Below are 17712 nucleotides of genomic sequence, written 5' to 3' on the forward strand. Positions count from 1 at the left end.
CTGCGTGACGTGACGCGGCAGCCCCGGCTCGCTCAGGCGGGGTGGATCAGCGGGTGTGGCTGTAGTTGGTGCCCATATAGCCGCCGATGGACAGCTTCGGCGCCTCGCCCGCGATGGGGGCGTTTTCCGGAGCCGTGGCCACTTCCGGTCCGGGCATGCCGCAGCCGGCCAGCAGGAGCGGCAGCAGCAGCATGGGCCGGGGATGCCATGGCAGCAGCCCCTTCGCCCCGGCATGTGTCGGAGGCGGTGCCCGGAACAAGGCGATCAGCCCTCCCCTTCCTTCAGGAAGCTGCGGATGGCGAGCAGCACGAGAACAGCGGCCGCCGTGCAGAACAGGCCACCAAGAATCGCGAACAGGTCCCCAAGCGGAATCGTATCCATGGCGCGGAAATGGGGCTCCTCTCCCCCGATAAGCTATGTCTTTTGCTGCATGGCAGCCGCTCGAACATGCAAGCCATGCGTTACCGCCCGATCACACACCGAAGGCTGCCCGGGACGTCCCGGACTGGGCGCCGATGGGCCGCCTCCGTCACCCCTGGCTTGTGGCCCGGCGCAGCCGCCGCGTCGGTGTCGCCGGACACAGGATCCTTCGACGGAGATCATCCGAATGGATGATGTTCCAGGGCGAGCCGTCCGGCGGGTCCGGGGCGCCGGCAACGTATGGCCGGCGCCACCGTCGCCGTCATGGATCCAGGCTGGCGGAGCGGCTTAGCGCCACCCGCCTGGCCCGCCCGGGCCACCGGGGCCATGGCCGCCCCAGCCAGGACCACCGGGGCCTCCTCTGGGCCCGCCATAGTCACCGCACCAGTTGAGGCCAAGCGGGCCGCAACCGCAGGCCGACAGGCTTCCTGCCATCAGCAGGAGAACCAGGACCCCGAACAGGCGACGCTTGTTACGCATCGGCATGTAATTATCCCATCTCCACACGGCCTCCGGGGCCGTGTGGAGATGAAACGCGGCGAAGATGGCAAATATTGGCAAGGAGCCGTCATAGCGGCGACAAGTATCGGTGAGCCCAGCCACCCGGTTTCATTCCGGGACCGGATGACAGGCGCGGTTACGGGGTATGCGGCATCAGCCACCCGGCGGGTCGAAGGCACGGACCGGCGGCAGGTTGCCGGTGAAGCGTTCCACCTCGACCGTGGTGAGCTGCCCGGTGCAGCCCTGCGCCAGGGCGGAGGTGCCGACATCGCGCGTCAGCACGTTGGGATTGCCATGGACGCAGAGCGGCGCCTCCTCCTCCGGATCGGCCGGGTCGTACCAGGCGCCGGTGGGAAGCTGCACCACGCCCTGCCGCACATCCTCCGTCACCATCACCGCCGCGAGGCAGGCGCCGCGCGCGTTGAACAGGCGGATGATGTCGCCCTCCGCGATGCCGCGCGCCGCCGCATCCACCGGATGCATCCGCGCCACCTCCCGGCCGCGATGCTTGGCCCTGGCGCTGTGCCCGCCGAAATCGAGCTGGCTGTGCAGCCGGGTCGCGGGCTGGTTCGCGACGAGGAAGAGCGGCGCCTCGGCACGGGGCGCATCCTCGGGGGCAGCCAGGCGGGGTGGCCGGGGCAATCGGCCTCGCCATAGGAATCGATGGTGCTGGAGAAGACCTCGATGCGGCCCGAAGGAGTGGGGAGCGGGTTCGCCACCGGGTCCTCGCGGAAGCGGCGCAGCTCGCCGCCGTCATCTTCTTCCTGCGGCAGGGTCAGGCTGCCCGCCTCCCAGAATTGCGCGAAGTCCGGCGCCGGCAGCCCCTTCTCCTCCAGGCCCTTGCGGGTGCGCTCGTAGAGATGCTCCAGCCATTGCCGGGCGTCGCGCCCCTCGGTGAACTCCGCGCCCCTGCCCAGGCGATCCGCCAGCCCGGCGAAGATGGTGTAATCGTCCCGCGCCTCGCCGAAGGGCTCGGCCACCCTGTGCATGGCCACCATCAGCGGGTCGTTGGAGCTGGCCCCGATATCCTCGCGCTCCAGCGTCATGGTGCAGGGCAAAACGATATCCGCGTGCCGCGCCGTGGCGGTCCAGGCCAGTTCATGCACCACCAGCGTATCCAGCCGGGCGAAGGCGCGGCGCAGGCGGTTCAGGTCCTGGTGGTGGTGGAAGGGATTGCCGCCCGCCCAGTAGACGAGGCGGATATCGGGATAGGTCCGCGTCTGCCCGTTGTAGCGATAGGTCCCGCCCGGGTTCAGCAGCATGTCGGAGATGCGCGCCACCGGGATGTAGTCGGCGACGCGGTTGCGCCCCTGTGCCAGCGTCGGCAGCGGCACCGCGCTGTTGCGGCGGCCGTAATAGCCGATGGCCCCCAGCGCATAGCCGTAGCCGCCGCCCGGCAGGCCGATCTGCCCCAGCGCGGCGGCGAGGACGGCGCCCATCCAGACGGGCTGTTCGCCATGCTCGGCGCGCTGCAGGGAATGGGCCACCACCACCAGCACGCGCTTGCCGTGCAGGCGGCGGGCCAGGGCGCGGATCTCCTCCGCCGGGAGGCCAGTGATCGGTGCGGCCCAGATGGCATCCTTGGGCTGGCCATCCGCCTCGCCCATCAGGTAGCGCTCGAAGACCGGCCAGCCTTCGGTGTAGCGGTCGAGGAAGGCGCGGTCGTGCAGACCCTCCGCCACCAGCGTGTGCACCAGCGCCAGCATCAGCGCCGTGTCGCTGCCGGGAATATTGGCGATCCATTCGGCGCCGGCCTCCGGCGGCAGGTCGCTGCGCAGCGGCCCGACCAGCAGGAAGTCGCACCCCCGGGCACGGGCGCGGGCCATGGCGCCGCGCTCGACATGCTGGCTGATGCTGCCGCCCGCCACCATGCTGTTCTTCAGCGCCATGCCGCCGAAAGCGATCACCGCCTCGGTGTGCTCGGCGATCTGTTCCCAGGTGACGTTGCGGCGGGTCAGGTCGTCATAGCTGCCCAGCACATGCGGCACGATCACGCTGGCCGCGCCGGAGCTGTAGGTGTTCACCGAGCGCACATAGCCGCCCATGGCGATGTTCAGGAAGCGGTGCACCTGGCTCTGCGCGTGGTGGAAGCGCCCGGCGCTGGCCCAGCCATAGGAGCCGCCGAAGACCGCCCCCGGCCCATGGGTGTCACGGATGCGGCCCAGCTCGGCACCCAGCCGGTCCAGCACCTCCTCCCAGGACACGGGGACGAACTCGTCCCGCCCGCGCCGGCCATCGGGGCCGGGGCCGCGCTCCAGCCAGCCGCGGCGGATCATGGGCTGGGCGATGCGGGCACGGTGGCGCAGGGCGGTGGGGAAGTTGTCGATGATCCCGTTCGGGTCGGGATCGCCCGCATAGGGGCGGACATCCAGGACGCCGTCCCGCAGCCGTGCCGAGAAGACGCCCCAGTGGGAGGTATGTGGCTGGAAGCCATCCCCGGCGAGGCTGACCGGCGGCAGTTCGGCGGCGTCCGTCATGGGCATCCTTTCGTGATGTCGTGGCGGCCGGAGAAGGCGTCCGGAGCGACATGCAATCCGGCGGTCCTTGTGGCGCCGGATGCGCCGCGGGTCCATCGCAAGACTGGCATGGCGGCCGTTCCGCGCGCTCCAGGCTCGTTCCGGCTGGATGGCAGGGGCCCATTCCATCACATCCGCCGGAGATCGGGGGCCATCGGCGCACATCACCCATCCCCGGCGATATCGGCCACCCCTATCTATAGGGCCTAGAGCAAGGAGCGAACCGGGATGAAGGCAGAGCAGGAGGATTTCACCCCCGTCCCCGGGCACCAGGAAGCTGTCCATCGTGCCCGGGTCCTGGCCAGGCTGGTGGAGGAGCAGTTGCTCGGCCACCCTGCCCTCGCCACCAACTTCTTCTGGCGCAACAAGGCCGAGCAGGCTCTCGACGCCCTGAGCGACCTCGCCGCCGCACTGGAGGCCGGAGCACCCCGCCGGCGGATGGTGGAGGCACCGGGCGGACGCGGCCAGGCCCCTGGGATGACGATGCCTCGCGCCGAACTCTGAGGAGAACAGGCGGCAACAGCACCCCCTCCCCTGCGCCGGGCGCAGGACTGGACGCGCCTCTTTGGGCGCGACAGGCTCCCGCCATGGGCGCAGAATGCGGCACGGGGCTCCACCCCATTCCGCGGAAGAACCCGTGATGTCGGGAGACGAGGCGTTGCAGCCGGGTTCCTGGAACCGTCCGAACACCTTCTGGCCGGTGCAGAATGGCTGGAGGATGCTGTTCCGGTCGGAGCCGAACGAGGTTCAGTTCGGCCTGACCCTGGCCTTCATCGCCGGGGCCATCAATGCCGGCGGCTTCATGATCGTGGGGCAGTACACCTCCCACATGTCGGGCATCGTCTCGGCCATGGCAGATGGTGCCGCGGCCGGGGCCTGGGCCCTGCTCCTCGCCGGGCTGGCGGCCCTTTGCTCCTTCCTGGGCGGCGCCGCCTGCTCGGCCATCCTCATCAACTGGTGCCGGCGGCACCATGCGCGCAGCCAGTATGCCCTGCCCCTGCTCCTGGAGGCCCTGCTGGTGGCGGGCCTGGGGCTGCTGGGGGAACATCTCCCGCCGGGCATCGCCATCGCGGTGCTGGTGCCGCTGCTCTGTTTCCTGATGGGGCTGCAGAATGCCACCATCACCAAGATCTCCGGCGCGCGCATCCGCACCACCCACGTGACCGGCATCGTCACCGATATCGGGATCGAGCTCGGCAAGCTGTTCTACTGGAACATCCATGTGACCGAGGCGAACGCCCCGCATGTCCGGGCGGACCGTGCCAAGCTCCGCCTGCTGTCCAGCTTCCTCGGCTGCTTCTTCGTCGGCGGAGTCCTGGGCGCGGTGGGCTTCAGCCATATCGGGCTGGCTGCCTTCCTGCCGCTTTCGGTCCTGCTACTCCTGCTGGCCAGTGCCGTTGTCCAGCCGGCGCCGGATATGACGGCGGGAGCCGGGCGCGGCCTGCCGGATCGGAGCTAGCGGCTCCACAGAATACAATCCCAGGTAGACATTACCCGTTTCGCATGCAACCTTTTGGCTCAGCAGCGGCTGGGGATCCCTGATGTGACGTTGTCCGGAAAAACCTCCCCCTTCCGGCCGGGCCGCTCCACGACCCGCGACTGCCTCCCCCTTTCTTCCAGCGACGGTCCTTCCGCCCGAATCCATGCAGCTTCCCCTCGTGAATGCGCTCAGTCCCATCAGCCAGGACCGCACGGAGGATGCCGTCTATGACGTGCTGATCGTGGACGATGACGACCTGGTGCGGGCGACACTCGCTTCCGTGATGGAGGACGAGGGCTGGACTGTAAGGGAGGCCCGTAACCCCGCCGAGGCACTGGGCGCCTGCGCCGGGCCGGAACGCTGCCGCCTGCTGCTGACGGACATCAATCTCGGCATGCCGCAGGACGGCTTCGACGTCGCGGCCATCCTGCGGCAGCGCTTCCCGGACCTGCCGGTCGTGTTCATCACCGGCCGGCCCTGGGTCTATGAGAACCGGCGCTTCGGCAAGCGGGAGCGCGCCCTGTCGAAGCCCCTGACCATGTCCTCGCTCGCCGAGACGGTGCGGGAGCTCATGCAGGCCGGCTGAGGCTTGCCGCCTTCTCCTTTCATCCCTTGCCTTTATCCCTTGGCGGTGTCGCGTTTCCCGCGCGAAGGGGATAGACCTCCCTTACCCTGCGGCCGGAATGCTACCCGCAGGCCCAGGCCGCGGCGGCACCCCTGTGCCGCCCCTTGTCCAGACGGCCCCATGCGAAGGCGGGCCGAAGAAGGAGGATCCCCCGATGAACGCCATCCCCGGCAGCGAGTCGAAGGCCAAGGCCGCGCGTCCCGTCTTCCAGTGGGATGACGCGCTGCTGCTGGAGGACCAGCTGAACGAGGAGGAGCGCATGATCCGCGACGCGGCGCGCGCCTTCTGCCAGGACAAGCTGATGCCCCGCGTGCTGGAGGCCAACCGGCGCGAGCATTTCGACCGTGAGATCATGAACGAGTTCGGCGAGCAGGGCTTCCTGGGCGCGACGCTGGAGGGCTATGGCTGCGCCGGGGTCGGCTATGTCTCCTACGGGCTGATCGCGCGAGAGGTGGAGCGGGTCGATTCCGGCTACCGCTCCGCCTTCTCGGTGCAGTCCTCGCTGGTCATGTATCCGATCCACGCCTTCGGCTCCGAGGCGCAGAAGGAGAAGTACCTGCCGAAGCTGCGCAGCGGCGAATGGGTCGGCTGCTTCGGCCTGACCGAGCCCGATGCCGGCTCCGACCCCAATTCCATGCGCACCCGTGCGAGGAAGGTCGATGGCGGCCACTCCCTCTCCGGCTCCAAGACCTGGATCAGCAATTCCCCGATCGCCGATGTCTTCGTGGTCTGGGCCAAGGACGATGAGGGGACCTTGCGCGGCTTCATCCTGGAGAAGGGGATGAAGGGGCTCACCGCGCCCAAGATCGAGGGCAAGTTCAGCCTGCGCGCCTCCATCACCGGCATGATCATGATGGACGAGGTCTTCGTCCCCGAGGAGAACCGCCTGCCGGGCGTGAAGAGCTTCGCCGGCCCCTTCTCCTGCCTCAACCGCGCCCGCTACGGCATCTCCTGGGGCGTGCTGGGCGCGGCCGAGGATTGCTGGCACCGCGCCCGCGACTACACCATGAACCGCATCATGTTCGGCCGGCCGCTGGCGCAGACGCAGCTGATCCAGAAGAAGCTCGCCGACATGCAGACGGAGATCACGCTGGGGCTCCAGGCTTCGCTGCGCGTCGGGCGCCTGTTCGACGAGCACAAGGCGGCGCCGGAGATGATCTCCCTGATCAAGCGCAACAACTGCGGCAAGGCGCTCGACATCGCCCGCATGGCCCGCGACATGCATGGCGGCAATGGCATCGTGGACGAGTACCACGTGATCCGCCACGCCATGAACCTGGAGACGGTGAACACCTACGAGGGTACGCACGACGTCCATGCGCTGATCCTGGGCCGCGCCCAGACCGGCCTGAACGCCTTCTGAGCGGGCGGGCAGCAGCATGGCCGGTCCGCTGGAGGGCGTGCGCGTCCTCGATCTGAGCCGCGTCCTCGCCGGCCCCTGGGCGAGCCAGAACCTGGCCGACCTGGGCGCCGAGGTGATCAAGGTGGAGCGCCCGGGCGCGGGGGACGACACCCGCGGCTGGGGCCCGCCCTATGTCGAGGATGCGGCGGGGCGGCCCACCGAGGTCAGCGCCTATTTCCTCTCGGCCAACCGGGGCAAGCGCTCCGTGACGGTGGATTTCACCCGCCCCGAGGGACAGGAGATCCTCCGCCGCCTCGCGGCGGAGAGCGATGTGGTGCTGGAGAACTACAAGTTCGGAGGCCTGCGGAAATACGGGCTGGACCATGACAGCCTGCGGGCGGTGAACCCGCGGCTGATCTACTGCTCCATCACCGGCTTCGGCCAGACCGGCCCCTATCGCCAACGCACGGGCTACGACTTCCTGCTCCAGGCCATGGGCGGGCTGATGAGCGTCACCGGCGATCCGGATGGCGAGCCGATGAAGGTGGGCGTCGCGATCACCGACATCCTCACCGGCATGTATGCCTCCACCGCCATCCTGGCCGCGCTGCACGAGCGCGGGCGCAGCGGCGAGGGCCAGCATATCGACCTCGCCCTGTTCGACGTGCAGATCGCGACCCTGGCCAACCAGGCGCTGAACTACCTCGTCTCCGGGCGTGAACCGCGGCGGCTGGGCAATGCGCATCCCAGCATCGTGCCCTACCAGTCCTTTCCCACGGTGGATGGCGACATCGTGCTGGCGGTGGGCAATGACGAGCAGTTCCGCCGCTTCGTCACCTCCGCCGGGCGGCCCGACCTGGCGGAGGACGAACGCTTCCGCACCAACACCGCCCGCGTGCGGAACAGGGAGTTGCTGGTGCCGCTGCTGCGCGACCTGATCGCCGGGCAGACCACGGCGCAATGGCTGGCGCAACTGGAGCCGCTGGGCGTGCCCTGCGGCCCCGTGAACGGCGTGGCGGCCACCTTCGCCGACCCCCAGGCCCAGGCGCGCGGGATGCGGCTGGAGATGCGGCATCCCGAACTCGGCACGGTCCCGGGCGTGGCCAGCCCGATGCGCTTCTCCCGCACCCCGATCGCCTATGAGCAGGCCCCTCCCCGCCTTGGCGAGCATACCGAGGCGGTGCTGCGAGAACGTCTCGGCGCCAGTGAGGCGGAACTCGTCCGGTGGCGGGAGGAAGGCACGATCTGACCGGAGGAGGTGGCCCACCCCTCCACGCGGACGGGTGGGCGCGCGGGGGTCAGACAGGCCGCAGCGTCAGGCGGCGGATCGGCCCCATCAGGAAGAGATAGGCCAGGATCGCCAGCACCGCATGCGCCGCGACGAAGAGCAGCACGCCGTCATAGGAGCCGGTGGCCACGATGATGTAGCCGCTGACGATCGGCGTCACGATGCCCGCGATGTTGCCGATGGCGTTGAACATGCCGCCGGTGAGGCCGGTGATCTCCTTGGGCGCGGAGTCGGAGATCACCGCCCAGCCGATCGCCGCGAGGCCCTTGCCGAAGAAGGCCAGCGCCATGATGGCGATCACCGCCCATTCCGCCGCGACGAAGTTGCAGCCCACCAGCGTCGTGGCCAGCGCCATGCCGATCACGAAGGGCGTCTTGCGCGCGGCGGAGAGTGAGACGCCCCGGCGCAGCAGCAGGTCGGAGAGCATGCCGCTGCAAACGCCGCCCAGGAAGCCGCAGATGGCCGGCAGGGCCGCCACGAAGCCGACCTTCATGATCGACATACCGCGTGCCTGCACGAGATAGATCGGAAACCAGGTGATGAAGAAGTAGGTCAGCGCGGTGATCGCGTACTGGCCGGCATAGGCGCCGAGCAGCAGGCGGTGGCTCAGCAACTGCTTCACATGCCCCCAGCGGAGCTTCACGGGAGCGGCGGCGCCGGCGCGGTCCATGTCCACCAGCGCGCCGCCCTTCTCCAGATGCTCGATCTCCGCCGCATTGGTGCGCGGATGGTCCTTGGGATTATGGATCAGCCAGGGCCAGGCCAGGCTCAGCAGGATGCCCAGGGCGCCCATGAAGAGGAAGATGTATTCCCAGCCGAAGCTGGCGGTGATCCAGCCCATGATCGGCGCGAAGAAAGCCACCGCGGCATACTGGGCGGAGTTGAAGATCGCCGTGGCCGTGCCGCGTTCCGCCGTCGGGAACCAGGCGGCGACGATGCGGTTGTTCGCCGGGAAGGCCGGTGATTCCACGAGGCCGAGCGCGAAGCGCACGGCGAAGAGCACCAGGAAGGCCGAGGCCGGGTGGAGGAGACCAACGCCGCCCTGCATCAGCGTGAAGAGCGACCAGAGGAACAGGCTGAGCCCGTAGATGAGCTTCGATCCGTAGCGGTCCAGCAGCCAGCCGCCGGGAATCTGCCCGATCACATAGGCCCAGCCGAAGGCCGAGAAGAGATAGCCCATGCCGATCGGATCGAAGTTCAGCTCGCGCGCCAGGGCGGTGCCGGCGATCGAGAGCGTGGCGCGGTCGGCGTAGTTGATGGCCGTGACGAGGAAGAGCAAACCCAGGATCGCGTAGCGCACGCGGGTGGCCTTCACGGCCTGGGCGGCCGCGCTGCCGATGGATGTCGTACTGCTCATGCAGACCTTTCCTGGAACAGCCCGGCCCGTCCGGCCGCGCCCTCCTGTTCTTGCTGGCCCTTGCCCACTCGCCCCTTTCTCTCAGGGGCCTGGAGCGGCGCAGACGTCATGCAACTGATGCAAGACCAATAAGGGACGGGGACAATGCCGGTCCAAGCCAGAAACGGCATCAATCCATATGATTGTTGAATTGATCATCCGCGCCTGAAGGGTGGAACCCACCTGCCATCCTCCGCCGTGATGACCGGACCGGCTCTTCCTTTGTAACGAGCCGTGCGGGACGCGGCGGTGTGTTCCGAAGCGGGCGAATGGAAACGGACGATTTCCCGCTCGCGACCGCACAATCATCAATGCTACCCAAGGTTGTATTCAGGGAGTGAGCAAGAAACCTTCGCCTCTGAAGGAACCCGAAGAAATCGCGGGGCCGGGGACAATCCTTGACCTGAAATACAACCACAGGTTGAATTCATGACATCAACGAACGCCATCCGGGCCGAGGACTTCATCGAGTCCATCGGCGTGAATATCCACACCGGCTATCTCGATACACCCTATGGCGATGTCAGCAGCATCCTGGCCTCGCTGGAGTATCTCGGCATCGACAATGTCCGGGACACCACCTCCTGGCCCGAGACACAGGAAGACCGCCTGGCGACGCTGGGCGAGGCCGGCATCAAGCTCGATCTTGTCACCGGCGTGCAGGGCGACGATTACGACAGCCAGTTCGCCATGGTCGAGGCCCTGGCGGCCTATGTCCGCTCCGTGGAAGGGCCGAACGAGGTCAACTACTGGACCGTCACCTACAATGGCGAGACCGGCATCAGCGCCGCGCAGGCGATGCAGGAAGCCATCTACGACTTCGTGAAATCCAGCAGCGCGCTCAGCGATGCGGTGGTGGTGAACTTCACCGTCGCCGCCTCGGACGAGGCGACCTTCTCCTCCTATGGCGACAACTCCGCCTCTGCGGATTATGGCGCGGCCCATATCTATTACGGTTATGGCGCCACGCCTTACAGCGTGCTCGAAACCTATGTCGCCATGGCCAATCTGATGGACCCGGACGACCCGATGTACGTCACGGAATCGGGCTATCCGACGCTCACCACCGGCGCCGGGAATCAGGGCGTGGACGAGACGGTGCAGGCCAAATACACGCTGGACCTGCTGCTGGATGCCTACAGCCTCGGCATCGCCGTCACCTATATCTACGAGTTGTTCGATTCCTTCGAGGACAGCGACGGCACGAACCAGGAGGCGCATTACGGCCTTTTCGACTATGACGGCACTGCCAAGGAGGCGGCGGTAGCGTTGCATAACCTGACGACGATCCTGTCCGACACCTCCGACACAGCGGAAAGCTTCACCACGGGCACGCTGGACTACACGGTGGAGAACCTGCCCTCCTCCGGGCATAGTCTGCTCTTCGAGAAGTCCGACGGCATCTACGAACTCGCTATCTGGAACGAACAGCAGATCTGGGACAGCACCACGAACACCGAGATCGCCACCGAGGCCACGACCGTCACCGTCTCGCTCGGCCAGGTCTTCGCCACGGTGACGGTCTATGATCCGCTCGAAGGCACGGACGCCATCGCGACCTATTCCAACGTCAGCAGCATCTCGGTCAGCATCAACGACCACCCACTGATCATCGAGCTGAGCGGCGCCGATGGCACGACCACCCTGACGGCTTCCGCCACTACGGCCAGCGCCGTGACCAGCGCGACCAGTGCCACCCTCGCCAGCGGCGATACCGACCTGACGCTGACGGGCACCGACGCCATCGCCGGCGTCGGCAATGCGCTCGGCAACACCATCACCGCCAATGACGCGGGCGATACGCTGTCCGGCATGGCGGGCAACGATACGCTGATCGGCGGCAGCGGGAACGATCACCTCAACGGGGGCACGGGCGCCGACACCATGTCGGGCGGCGCAGGCGACGACGGCTATTTCGTCGATGACGCGGGCGATGTGGTGACAGAATCGACCGACGCGGGCGACGATCGCGTCTACTCCTCCATCAGCTACGCCCTGCCCGACAATGTCGAACGCCTGAAGCTCACCGCCGAGGGGCTGACGGGCACCGGCAACGCGCTCGACAACGTCCTCTATGGCAGCAGCGGCAGCGACACCCTCTCCGGCCTGGGCGGCAAGGACGTGCTCTATGGCGCCGCGGGCAATGACACGATCTATGGTGGCGACGGCAACGACATCCTTCAGGGCGGCGAGGGTACCGATACCATGGTCGGCGGCGCGGGCGATGACAGCTACACGGTGGACGATGCGGGCGACGTGGTGACGGAGGCCGCGGATGAGGGCGATGACCGCGTCTATTCCTCCATCAGCTATACCCTCCCCGACAATGTCGAGCGCCTGAAGCTCACCGCCGAGGGGCTGACGGGCACCGGCAACGCCCTGGCCAACATCCTCTACGGCAGCAGCGGCAGCGACACGCTCCAGGGCATGGCCGGCAATGACACGCTCTACGGCAACGAGGGTGGCGACACCCTCCATGGCGGCGCCGGCAGTGACTATCTCAAGGGAGGCACCGGCGCCGATACCTTCGTCTTCCAGATCGCCGACGGCGCCGGCAAGGATGTCATCGCCGATTTCAGCGGCAGCGAAGGCGATGTGGTCGAACTGGTCGGCTTCGGCCTGACGAGCTTCGACGAGGTCGTCGCCGACATGACCCAGTCCGGATCGAACGTGAAGCTGACCCTCGGCAACGGGGACGTCATCGTCTTCCAGAACATGACCATCGCTGCCTTCTCCGCGGGCGACTTCGCCTTCGGTTAGGCACGGGCTCATGGGCTGAGGAAGGGAGCGCCGCCATCCGGGGGGATGGCGGCGCGTTCCCGTTCATGCGTCTGGCCGCATGGCCGGGCCGCACAGGAGTTGCAGGATGGTCCTGAGCGCCGGCAGGCTGTCGCCGCTCCGGACCACGGCGAACAGGTCGGCCGAGGGCGCGCCCGGCTCCAGTTCCCGGTAGCGGATGCCCGGCAGGCCCAGGCGCCGGGCCGAGGCCGGCACGATGGCCAGGCCGAGCCCGGTGCCGACCAGCGGCAGGATGGTGTGGATCTGGCTGATATACTGCACATAATTCGGCAGCGCCCCGGCCGAGCGGACCATGTCGGAGACGAGGCCGTGGAAGTACTGCCCCTCGGTCGGCGAGTACATGACCATGTCCTGGCCGTTGAGGTCGGCGATGCGGAACGGCCCCTGCCCCGCATGTTCCTCGGCGAAGGGGTGCATCTCCGGCACGGCGAGGACCAGCGGCTCGCGCCAGACGGGAAAGGTTTCCGCCCCCCGCCGGTCGAAAGGCGGACGGACGAAGCCGAGATCGATCCGCTGCGCCGCCAGCGCCTCCATCTGCTCCCGCGTCACCATCTCCTTCAGCGCCATGTCGATGCGCGGCAGGCTGCGGCGGACCAGCGAGACGAAGCGCGGCAGGAAGCCGAAGCTGGTGCCGGCGGTGAAGCCGATGGTGACGGAGCCCGCCTCGCCCCGCGCCACCCGCCGCACCGCCAGCGCCGCGCCCTCGGAGAATTGCAGCAGCCGCCGCGCCTCCGGAAAGAAGGCACGCCCGGCCTGGGTCAGGCGCACCGAGCGGCTGCTGCGCTCCAGCAACCGGACATCCAGCGCGTGCTCCAGGAGCTGGATCTGCCGGCTGAGGGGCGGCTGGGTCATGTGGAGCCGGGCGGCCGCGCGCCCGAAATGCAGCTCCTCGGCCACCGCCACGAAGCAGCGGAGCTGACTCAGCTCGAACATCGATCTAATTCCCGCATCATCGCATCCATTTTATGTGTTGGACCAGCATAGATGTAACTCTTACAAGCCTTGCCCGACAGCTTGGCGCTCCCCGGCCGAACCGGTTTGTGGAAGGGTGGCGCCTAGGCAAGGACCCAGGGGGACGGAAGCGGGCCATCTCTTCCGCCCCGGTCCAGGAAGGGGAGGAGTGACCATGCAGCTCACCGGCGAAATGCTGATCGGGGCCAGCGCCGTGCGCGGCACCGACAAGGCCGTTCAGGCCATCGAGGCCCAGACCGGCAAGCCGATGGAGCCCAGCTATGGCGGCGGCAGCGCGGCGGATGTGGAACGTGCCTGCGACCTCGCCTGGGCGGCCTTCGACACCTATCGCGAGACCTCGCTGGAGGACCGGGCGCGGTTCCTGGAGACCATCGCCAGCAACATCCTGGATCTGGGCGACGCCCTGATCGAGCGCACCATGGCCGAGAGCGGCCTGCCGCGCGGCCGCATCGAGGGCGAGCGCGGCCGCACCGTGGGCCAGCTCCGCCTTTTCGCCGAGGTGGTGCGCGAAGGCTCCTGGCTGGAGGCGCGCATCGACCCGCCGCTGCCGGACCGCAAGCCGCTGCCGCGCGTGGACCTGCGCCAGCGCCATATCGCGCTCGGCCCCGTCGCCGTCTTCGGCGCCTCCAACTTCCCCCTCGCCTTCTCCGTGGCGGGCGGCGACACCGCCTCGGCGTTCGCCGCCGGCTGCCCGGTGGTGGTGAAGGCACATTCGGCGCATCCCGGCACCTCCGAGATGGTGGGCCGCGCGATCCAGGCCGCGGTGAAGAGCTGCGGCCTGCCGGAAGGCGTCTTCTCGATGCTCTACGGCTCCGGCGCCGTGGTCGGCCAGGGCCTGGTGGCGAACCCGCATATCAAGGCGATGGGCTTCACCGGCTCCCGCTCCGGCGGCACGGCGCTGATGAAGACCGCCGCAGCCCGGCCCGAGCCGATCCCCGTCTATGCCGAGATGAGCTCGATCAACCCGGTCTTCCTGCTGCCGCATGCGCTGGCCAAGCGGGCCGAGGCGCTGGGCAAGGGCTTCGTCGGCTCGCTCACCCTGGGCGCCGGCCAGTTCTGCACCAATCCCGGCCTGGTGATGGCGGCGGAAGGCCCTGACCTGAAGCGCTTCCTCGGCGCCGCGACCGAGGCGCTGGGTGGCGTGCCGGCCCAGACCATGCTCACCCCGGGCATCCTCAGGGCCTATCAGGAAGGCGTCGGCAAGCTCGCCGCCAACAAGCGCATCGAGAAAGTGGCGGAGGGCCAGCTCGCTTCCGGCGACACGCAGGGCCAGGCGGCGATCTTCTCCACCACCGCCGATCACTTCATCGCCGATCCGAGCATGGAGGAGGAGGTCTTCGGCGCCGCCTCCCTCGTCATCCGCTGCCAGGAGGTCGAGAAGATGAAGGAGATGGCGGAGAAGCTGGAAGGCCAGCTCACCGCCACCGTCCTGATGGAGCCGGAGGACATGGACTTCGCCCGGGCGCTGCTGCCGATCCTGGAGCGCCGCGTCGGCCGCATCCTGATCAACGGCTTCCCCACGGGCGTCGAGGTCAGCCACGCCATGGTGCATGGCGGCCCCTATCCCTCCACCTCGGATGGCCGCACCACCTCGGTCGGTACGCTGGCGATCCGCCGCTTCCTCCGCCCGGTCTGCTACCAGGACTTCCCGGCCGAGCTGCTGCCCGAGGCGCTGCGCGACGGCAATCCGCTCGGCATCTGGCGCCGCACCGACGGCGCGCTGGGCAAGAACTGAGACAAGAACAGGAAACGCGTTCCGATGTCTGAAACCCCCAAGGGGACCCCCGACCTGCCTCCGCGCGAGCTGGAGGCCGAGAGCGGCGAGAACTCGCCGCTTCCTCGCCGCAAGCCGGTGGAGGAGCTGCGCTCCCGCCGCTGGTTCGGCCCGGCCGACCTGCGCAGCTTCGGCCACCGCTCCCGCGCCATGCAGATGGGCTACTCCCCCGAGGAGTGGACCGGCCGCCCGGTGATCGGGATCATCAACACCTGGTCCGACCTCAACCCCTGCCACGTCCACTTCAAGCAGCGCGTCGATGACGTGAAGCGCGGCATCCTGATGGCGGGCGGCTTCCCGGTGGAGCTGCCGGCCATCTCGGTGAGCGAGAGCTACGTCAAGCCGACCACCATGATGTACCGCAACTTCCTGGCGATGGAGACGGAGGAGCTGCTGCGCTCCCACCCCATCGACGGCGCGGTGCTGATGGGCGGCTGCGACAAGACCACGCCGGGCCTGCTGCTCGGCGCCACCAGCATGAACATCCCGGCGATCTTCCTGCCCGCCGGCCCCATGCTGCGCGGCAACTGGCAGGGCAAGACGCTCGGCTCCGGTTCCGATAGCTGGAAGTACTGGGACGAGCTGCGCGCCGGCAAAATCACCGACCAGGACTGGCTGGGCGTGGAGGGCGGCATCGCCCGCTCCTACGGCACCTGCATGACCATGGGCACGGCCTCCACCATGACGGCGATCGCGGAATCGGTCGGCATGGTGCTGCCGGGCGGCTCCTCGGTGCTCGCCGCGGATGCGGGGCATATCCGCCTCGCCTCCGAGAGCGGCCGCCGGATCGTGGAGATGGTCTGGGAGGACCTGACGCCGCAGAAGATCCAGACCCGCGAGGCCTTCGAGAACGCCATCGCCGTCGCCATGGCCATGGGCTGCTCGACCAATGCGATCATCCACCTGATCGCCATGGCCCGCCGCGCCGGCCAGGATATCGGCCTCGACGATTTCGAGCGCTACAGCCGCAAGGTGCCGGTGATCGGCAATGTCCGCCCCTCGGGCGACAAGTACCTGATGGAGGACTTCTTCTACGCCGGCGGCATCCGCGCGCTGATGAAGGAGATCCGCGAGTTCCTGCACCTCGGCTGCCTGACCGTCTCGGGCCGCACGCTGGGCGAGAACATCGAGGGCGCGAAAGTCTTCAACGACGATGTCATCCGGCCGCTGAGCAACCCGATCTATGGCGAGGGCTCGCTGGCGGTGCTGAAGGGCAACCTTGCCCCTTCCGGCTGCGTGATCAAGCCCGCCGCGATGGACCAGAAGTTCCTCAAGCATTCCGGCCCGGCCTTCGTCTTCGACGACTATCCCTCGATGAAGAAGGCGGTGGAGGACGAGAACTATCCCTTCACGCCGGACTCCGTCCTCGTGCTGCGCAATGCCGGGCCGCAGGGCGGGCCGGGCATGCCGGAATGGGGGATGCTGCCGATGCCGAAGAAGCTGCTGAAGATGGGACTGCGCGACATGCTGCGCCTGTCCGACGCGCGCATGTCCGGCACCTCCTACGGCGCCTGCGTGCTGCATGTGGCGCCGGAAAGCTTCATCGGCGGCCCGCTCGCACTGCTCAAGACCGGCGACATCATCAGCATCGACGTCGATGCCCGCACCATCCACATGGAAGTGTCGGATGAGGAGCTGGAGCGGCGCCGCGCCGCATGGAAGCAGCCGGAGAAGCGCTTCGAGCGCGGCTATGGCTGGATGTTCAGCCAGCATATCCAGCAGGCCGACCAGGGCTGCGACTTCGACTTCCTACGCACCGATTTCGGCGCTCCCGTCCCCGAACCTGTGATCTTCTGAGGAAACGCCATGTCCACGCTCAAGCCCGAGACCCGGGACAAGCTCAAGGGCGTCAGCACCGCCACCCTCGCGACCGCGCTGTACAAGCGGGGGCTGCGGCAGCAGTTCATCCAGGACGTGCGGCCGCTGCATCCGATGAAGGAGAGCATGGTCGGCCCGGCCTTCACGCTGCGCTACATGCCGGCACGCGAGGACCTGAACCAGCTCTCCGCCTTCCGCGACCGGGGCCACCCGCAGCGCAAGGCGGTCGAGGAGTGCCCGCCGGGCGCGGTGATGGTGATGGACAGCCGCAAGGATGCCCGCGCGGCCTCCGCCGGCGGCATCCTCGTCACCCGCCTCCAGGCCCGCGGCGTGGCCGGGGTGGTGACTGACGGCGGCTTCCGCGATTCCGCGGAGATCGCCACGCTGGACATCCCCGCGTTCCACCACCGACCCTCGGCACCGACCAACCTGACGCTGAACCAGGCGATCGACATCAACGTGCCGATCGGCTGCGGCGACGCGCCTGTCTTCCCGGGCGACATCGTTGTGGGCGACAATGACGGCGTCATCATCATCCCCGCTCACCTCGCCGACGAGATCGCGGACGAGGCGGTGGAGATGACCGCCTATGAGGACTTCGTGACCGAGCGGGTGCGCGCGGGCCACACCATCCTGGGCCTCTATCCCGCGACGGACGAGAAGAACCTGGAAATCTTCGCTGATTGGCGAAAGAAGAACGGGCGCTGAGCCCATCGGGGCCAGGGGGATCTTCCCCTGGCCCGTCACCGGCCCGATGCCGCGCAAAGCGGGGAACCTCCGG

General features: G+C 68.1%; 13 protein-coding genes and 1 pseudogene. 9 read left to right on the forward strand and 5 right to left on the reverse strand.

Annotated elements, in window-relative coordinates; translation table 11 throughout:
* Positions 1-46: 46 nt before the first annotated feature.
* The 3 genes and pseudogenes from MVG78_RS16675 to MVG78_RS16685 all read right to left on the reverse strand — a co-directional run.
* Complete coding sequence (locus tag MVG78_RS16675) at positions 47-193, reverse strand: hypothetical protein (protein WP_247553505.1); 147 nt, start codon at positions 191-193, stop codon at positions 47-49.
* 881 nt (positions 194-1074) lie between these two features.
* Entirely contained in the window at positions 1075-1563 is a 489-nt protein-coding gene (locus MVG78_RS16680) for a molybdopterin dinucleotide binding domain-containing protein (RefSeq protein ID WP_247553507.1), read from the reverse strand.
* 338 nt (positions 1564-1901) lie between these two features.
* Positions 1902-3722, reverse strand: a pseudogene (locus MVG78_RS16685) (molybdopterin-dependent oxidoreductase); the annotation flags it as partial.
* Between MVG78_RS16685 and MVG78_RS16690 the strand changes: the two are divergent.
* The 5 genes from MVG78_RS16690 (at position 3666) to MVG78_RS16710 (ending at position 8133) form a co-directional block, all read left to right on the forward strand.
* Positions 3666-3941: a hypothetical protein gene (locus MVG78_RS16690; protein WP_247553509.1), complete on the forward strand. Its 276-nt coding sequence runs from the start codon at positions 3666-3668 to the stop codon at positions 3939-3941. The pseudogene MVG78_RS16685 and the gene MVG78_RS16690 sit on opposite strands and share 57 nt — an antisense overlap.
* 136 nt (positions 3942-4077) lie before the next feature.
* Entirely contained in the window at positions 4078-4896 is an 819-nt protein-coding gene (locus tag MVG78_RS16695; RefSeq protein WP_428480683.1) for a YoaK family protein, read from the forward strand.
* 184 nt (positions 4897-5080) lie between these two features.
* Positions 5081-5503 (forward strand): response regulator, encoded by a 423-nt coding sequence (locus MVG78_RS16700; RefSeq protein ID WP_247553511.1) that lies wholly within the window; start codon positions 5081-5083, stop codon positions 5501-5503.
* Between the two features lie 193 nt (positions 5504-5696).
* Positions 5697-6905, forward strand: coding sequence for an acyl-CoA dehydrogenase (locus MVG78_RS16705; protein WP_247553513.1), 1209 nt, complete (start codon positions 5697-5699; stop codon positions 6903-6905).
* A 16-nt stretch (positions 6906-6921) separates the two neighbouring features.
* Positions 6922-8133, forward strand: coding sequence for a CaiB/BaiF CoA transferase family protein (locus MVG78_RS16710; protein ID WP_247553515.1), 1212 nt, complete (start codon positions 6922-6924; stop codon positions 8131-8133).
* 49 nt (positions 8134-8182) lie between these two features.
* On the opposite strand, the gene MVG78_RS16715 is transcribed toward MVG78_RS16710, so the two are convergent.
* Positions 8183-9529, reverse strand: a complete 1347-nt coding sequence (locus MVG78_RS16715; RefSeq protein WP_247553517.1) for an MFS transporter — start codon at positions 9527-9529, stop codon at positions 8183-8185.
* Positions 9530-9997: 468 nt separating this feature from the next.
* Here MVG78_RS16715 and MVG78_RS16720 point away from each other — a divergent pair, with 468 nt between their 5' ends.
* Positions 9998-12328, forward strand: a complete 2331-nt coding sequence (locus MVG78_RS16720) for a calcium-binding protein (RefSeq protein ID WP_247553519.1) — start codon at positions 9998-10000, stop codon at positions 12326-12328.
* 63 nt (positions 12329-12391) lie between these two features.
* Here MVG78_RS16720 and MVG78_RS16725 read toward each other — a convergent pair whose 3' ends face one another.
* Positions 12392-13300, reverse strand: coding sequence for a LysR substrate-binding domain-containing protein (locus MVG78_RS16725; RefSeq protein WP_247553520.1), 909 nt, complete (start codon positions 13298-13300; stop codon positions 12392-12394).
* A 193-nt stretch (positions 13301-13493) separates the two neighbouring features.
* On the opposite strand from MVG78_RS16725, the gene MVG78_RS16730 reads away from it, so the two are divergent.
* Genes MVG78_RS16730 through MVG78_RS16740 form a run of 3 tightly spaced genes read left to right on the forward strand, consistent with a single transcriptional unit; the run spans position 13494 to position 17639 of the window.
* Entirely contained in the window at positions 13494-15074 is a 1581-nt protein-coding gene (locus MVG78_RS16730) for an aldehyde dehydrogenase (NADP(+)) (protein WP_247560481.1), read from the forward strand.
* Positions 15075-15098: 24 nt separating this feature from the next.
* On the forward strand, positions 15099-16910 hold the full coding sequence (gene araD, locus MVG78_RS16735) for an L-arabinonate dehydratase (protein ID WP_247553531.1): 1812 nt from the start codon (positions 15099-15101) through the stop codon (positions 16908-16910).
* A 9-nt stretch (positions 16911-16919) separates the two neighbouring features.
* Complete coding sequence (locus tag MVG78_RS16740; protein ID WP_247553533.1) at positions 16920-17639, forward strand: ribonuclease activity regulator RraA; 720 nt, start codon at positions 16920-16922, stop codon at positions 17637-17639.
* Positions 17640-17712: the final 73 nt, after the last annotated feature.

Origin of the sequence: Roseomonas gilardii subsp. gilardii, from assembly GCF_023078375.1 — a bacterium.
GTDB classification, from domain to species: Bacteria; Pseudomonadota; Alphaproteobacteria; order Acetobacterales; family Acetobacteraceae; genus Roseomonas; species Roseomonas gilardii.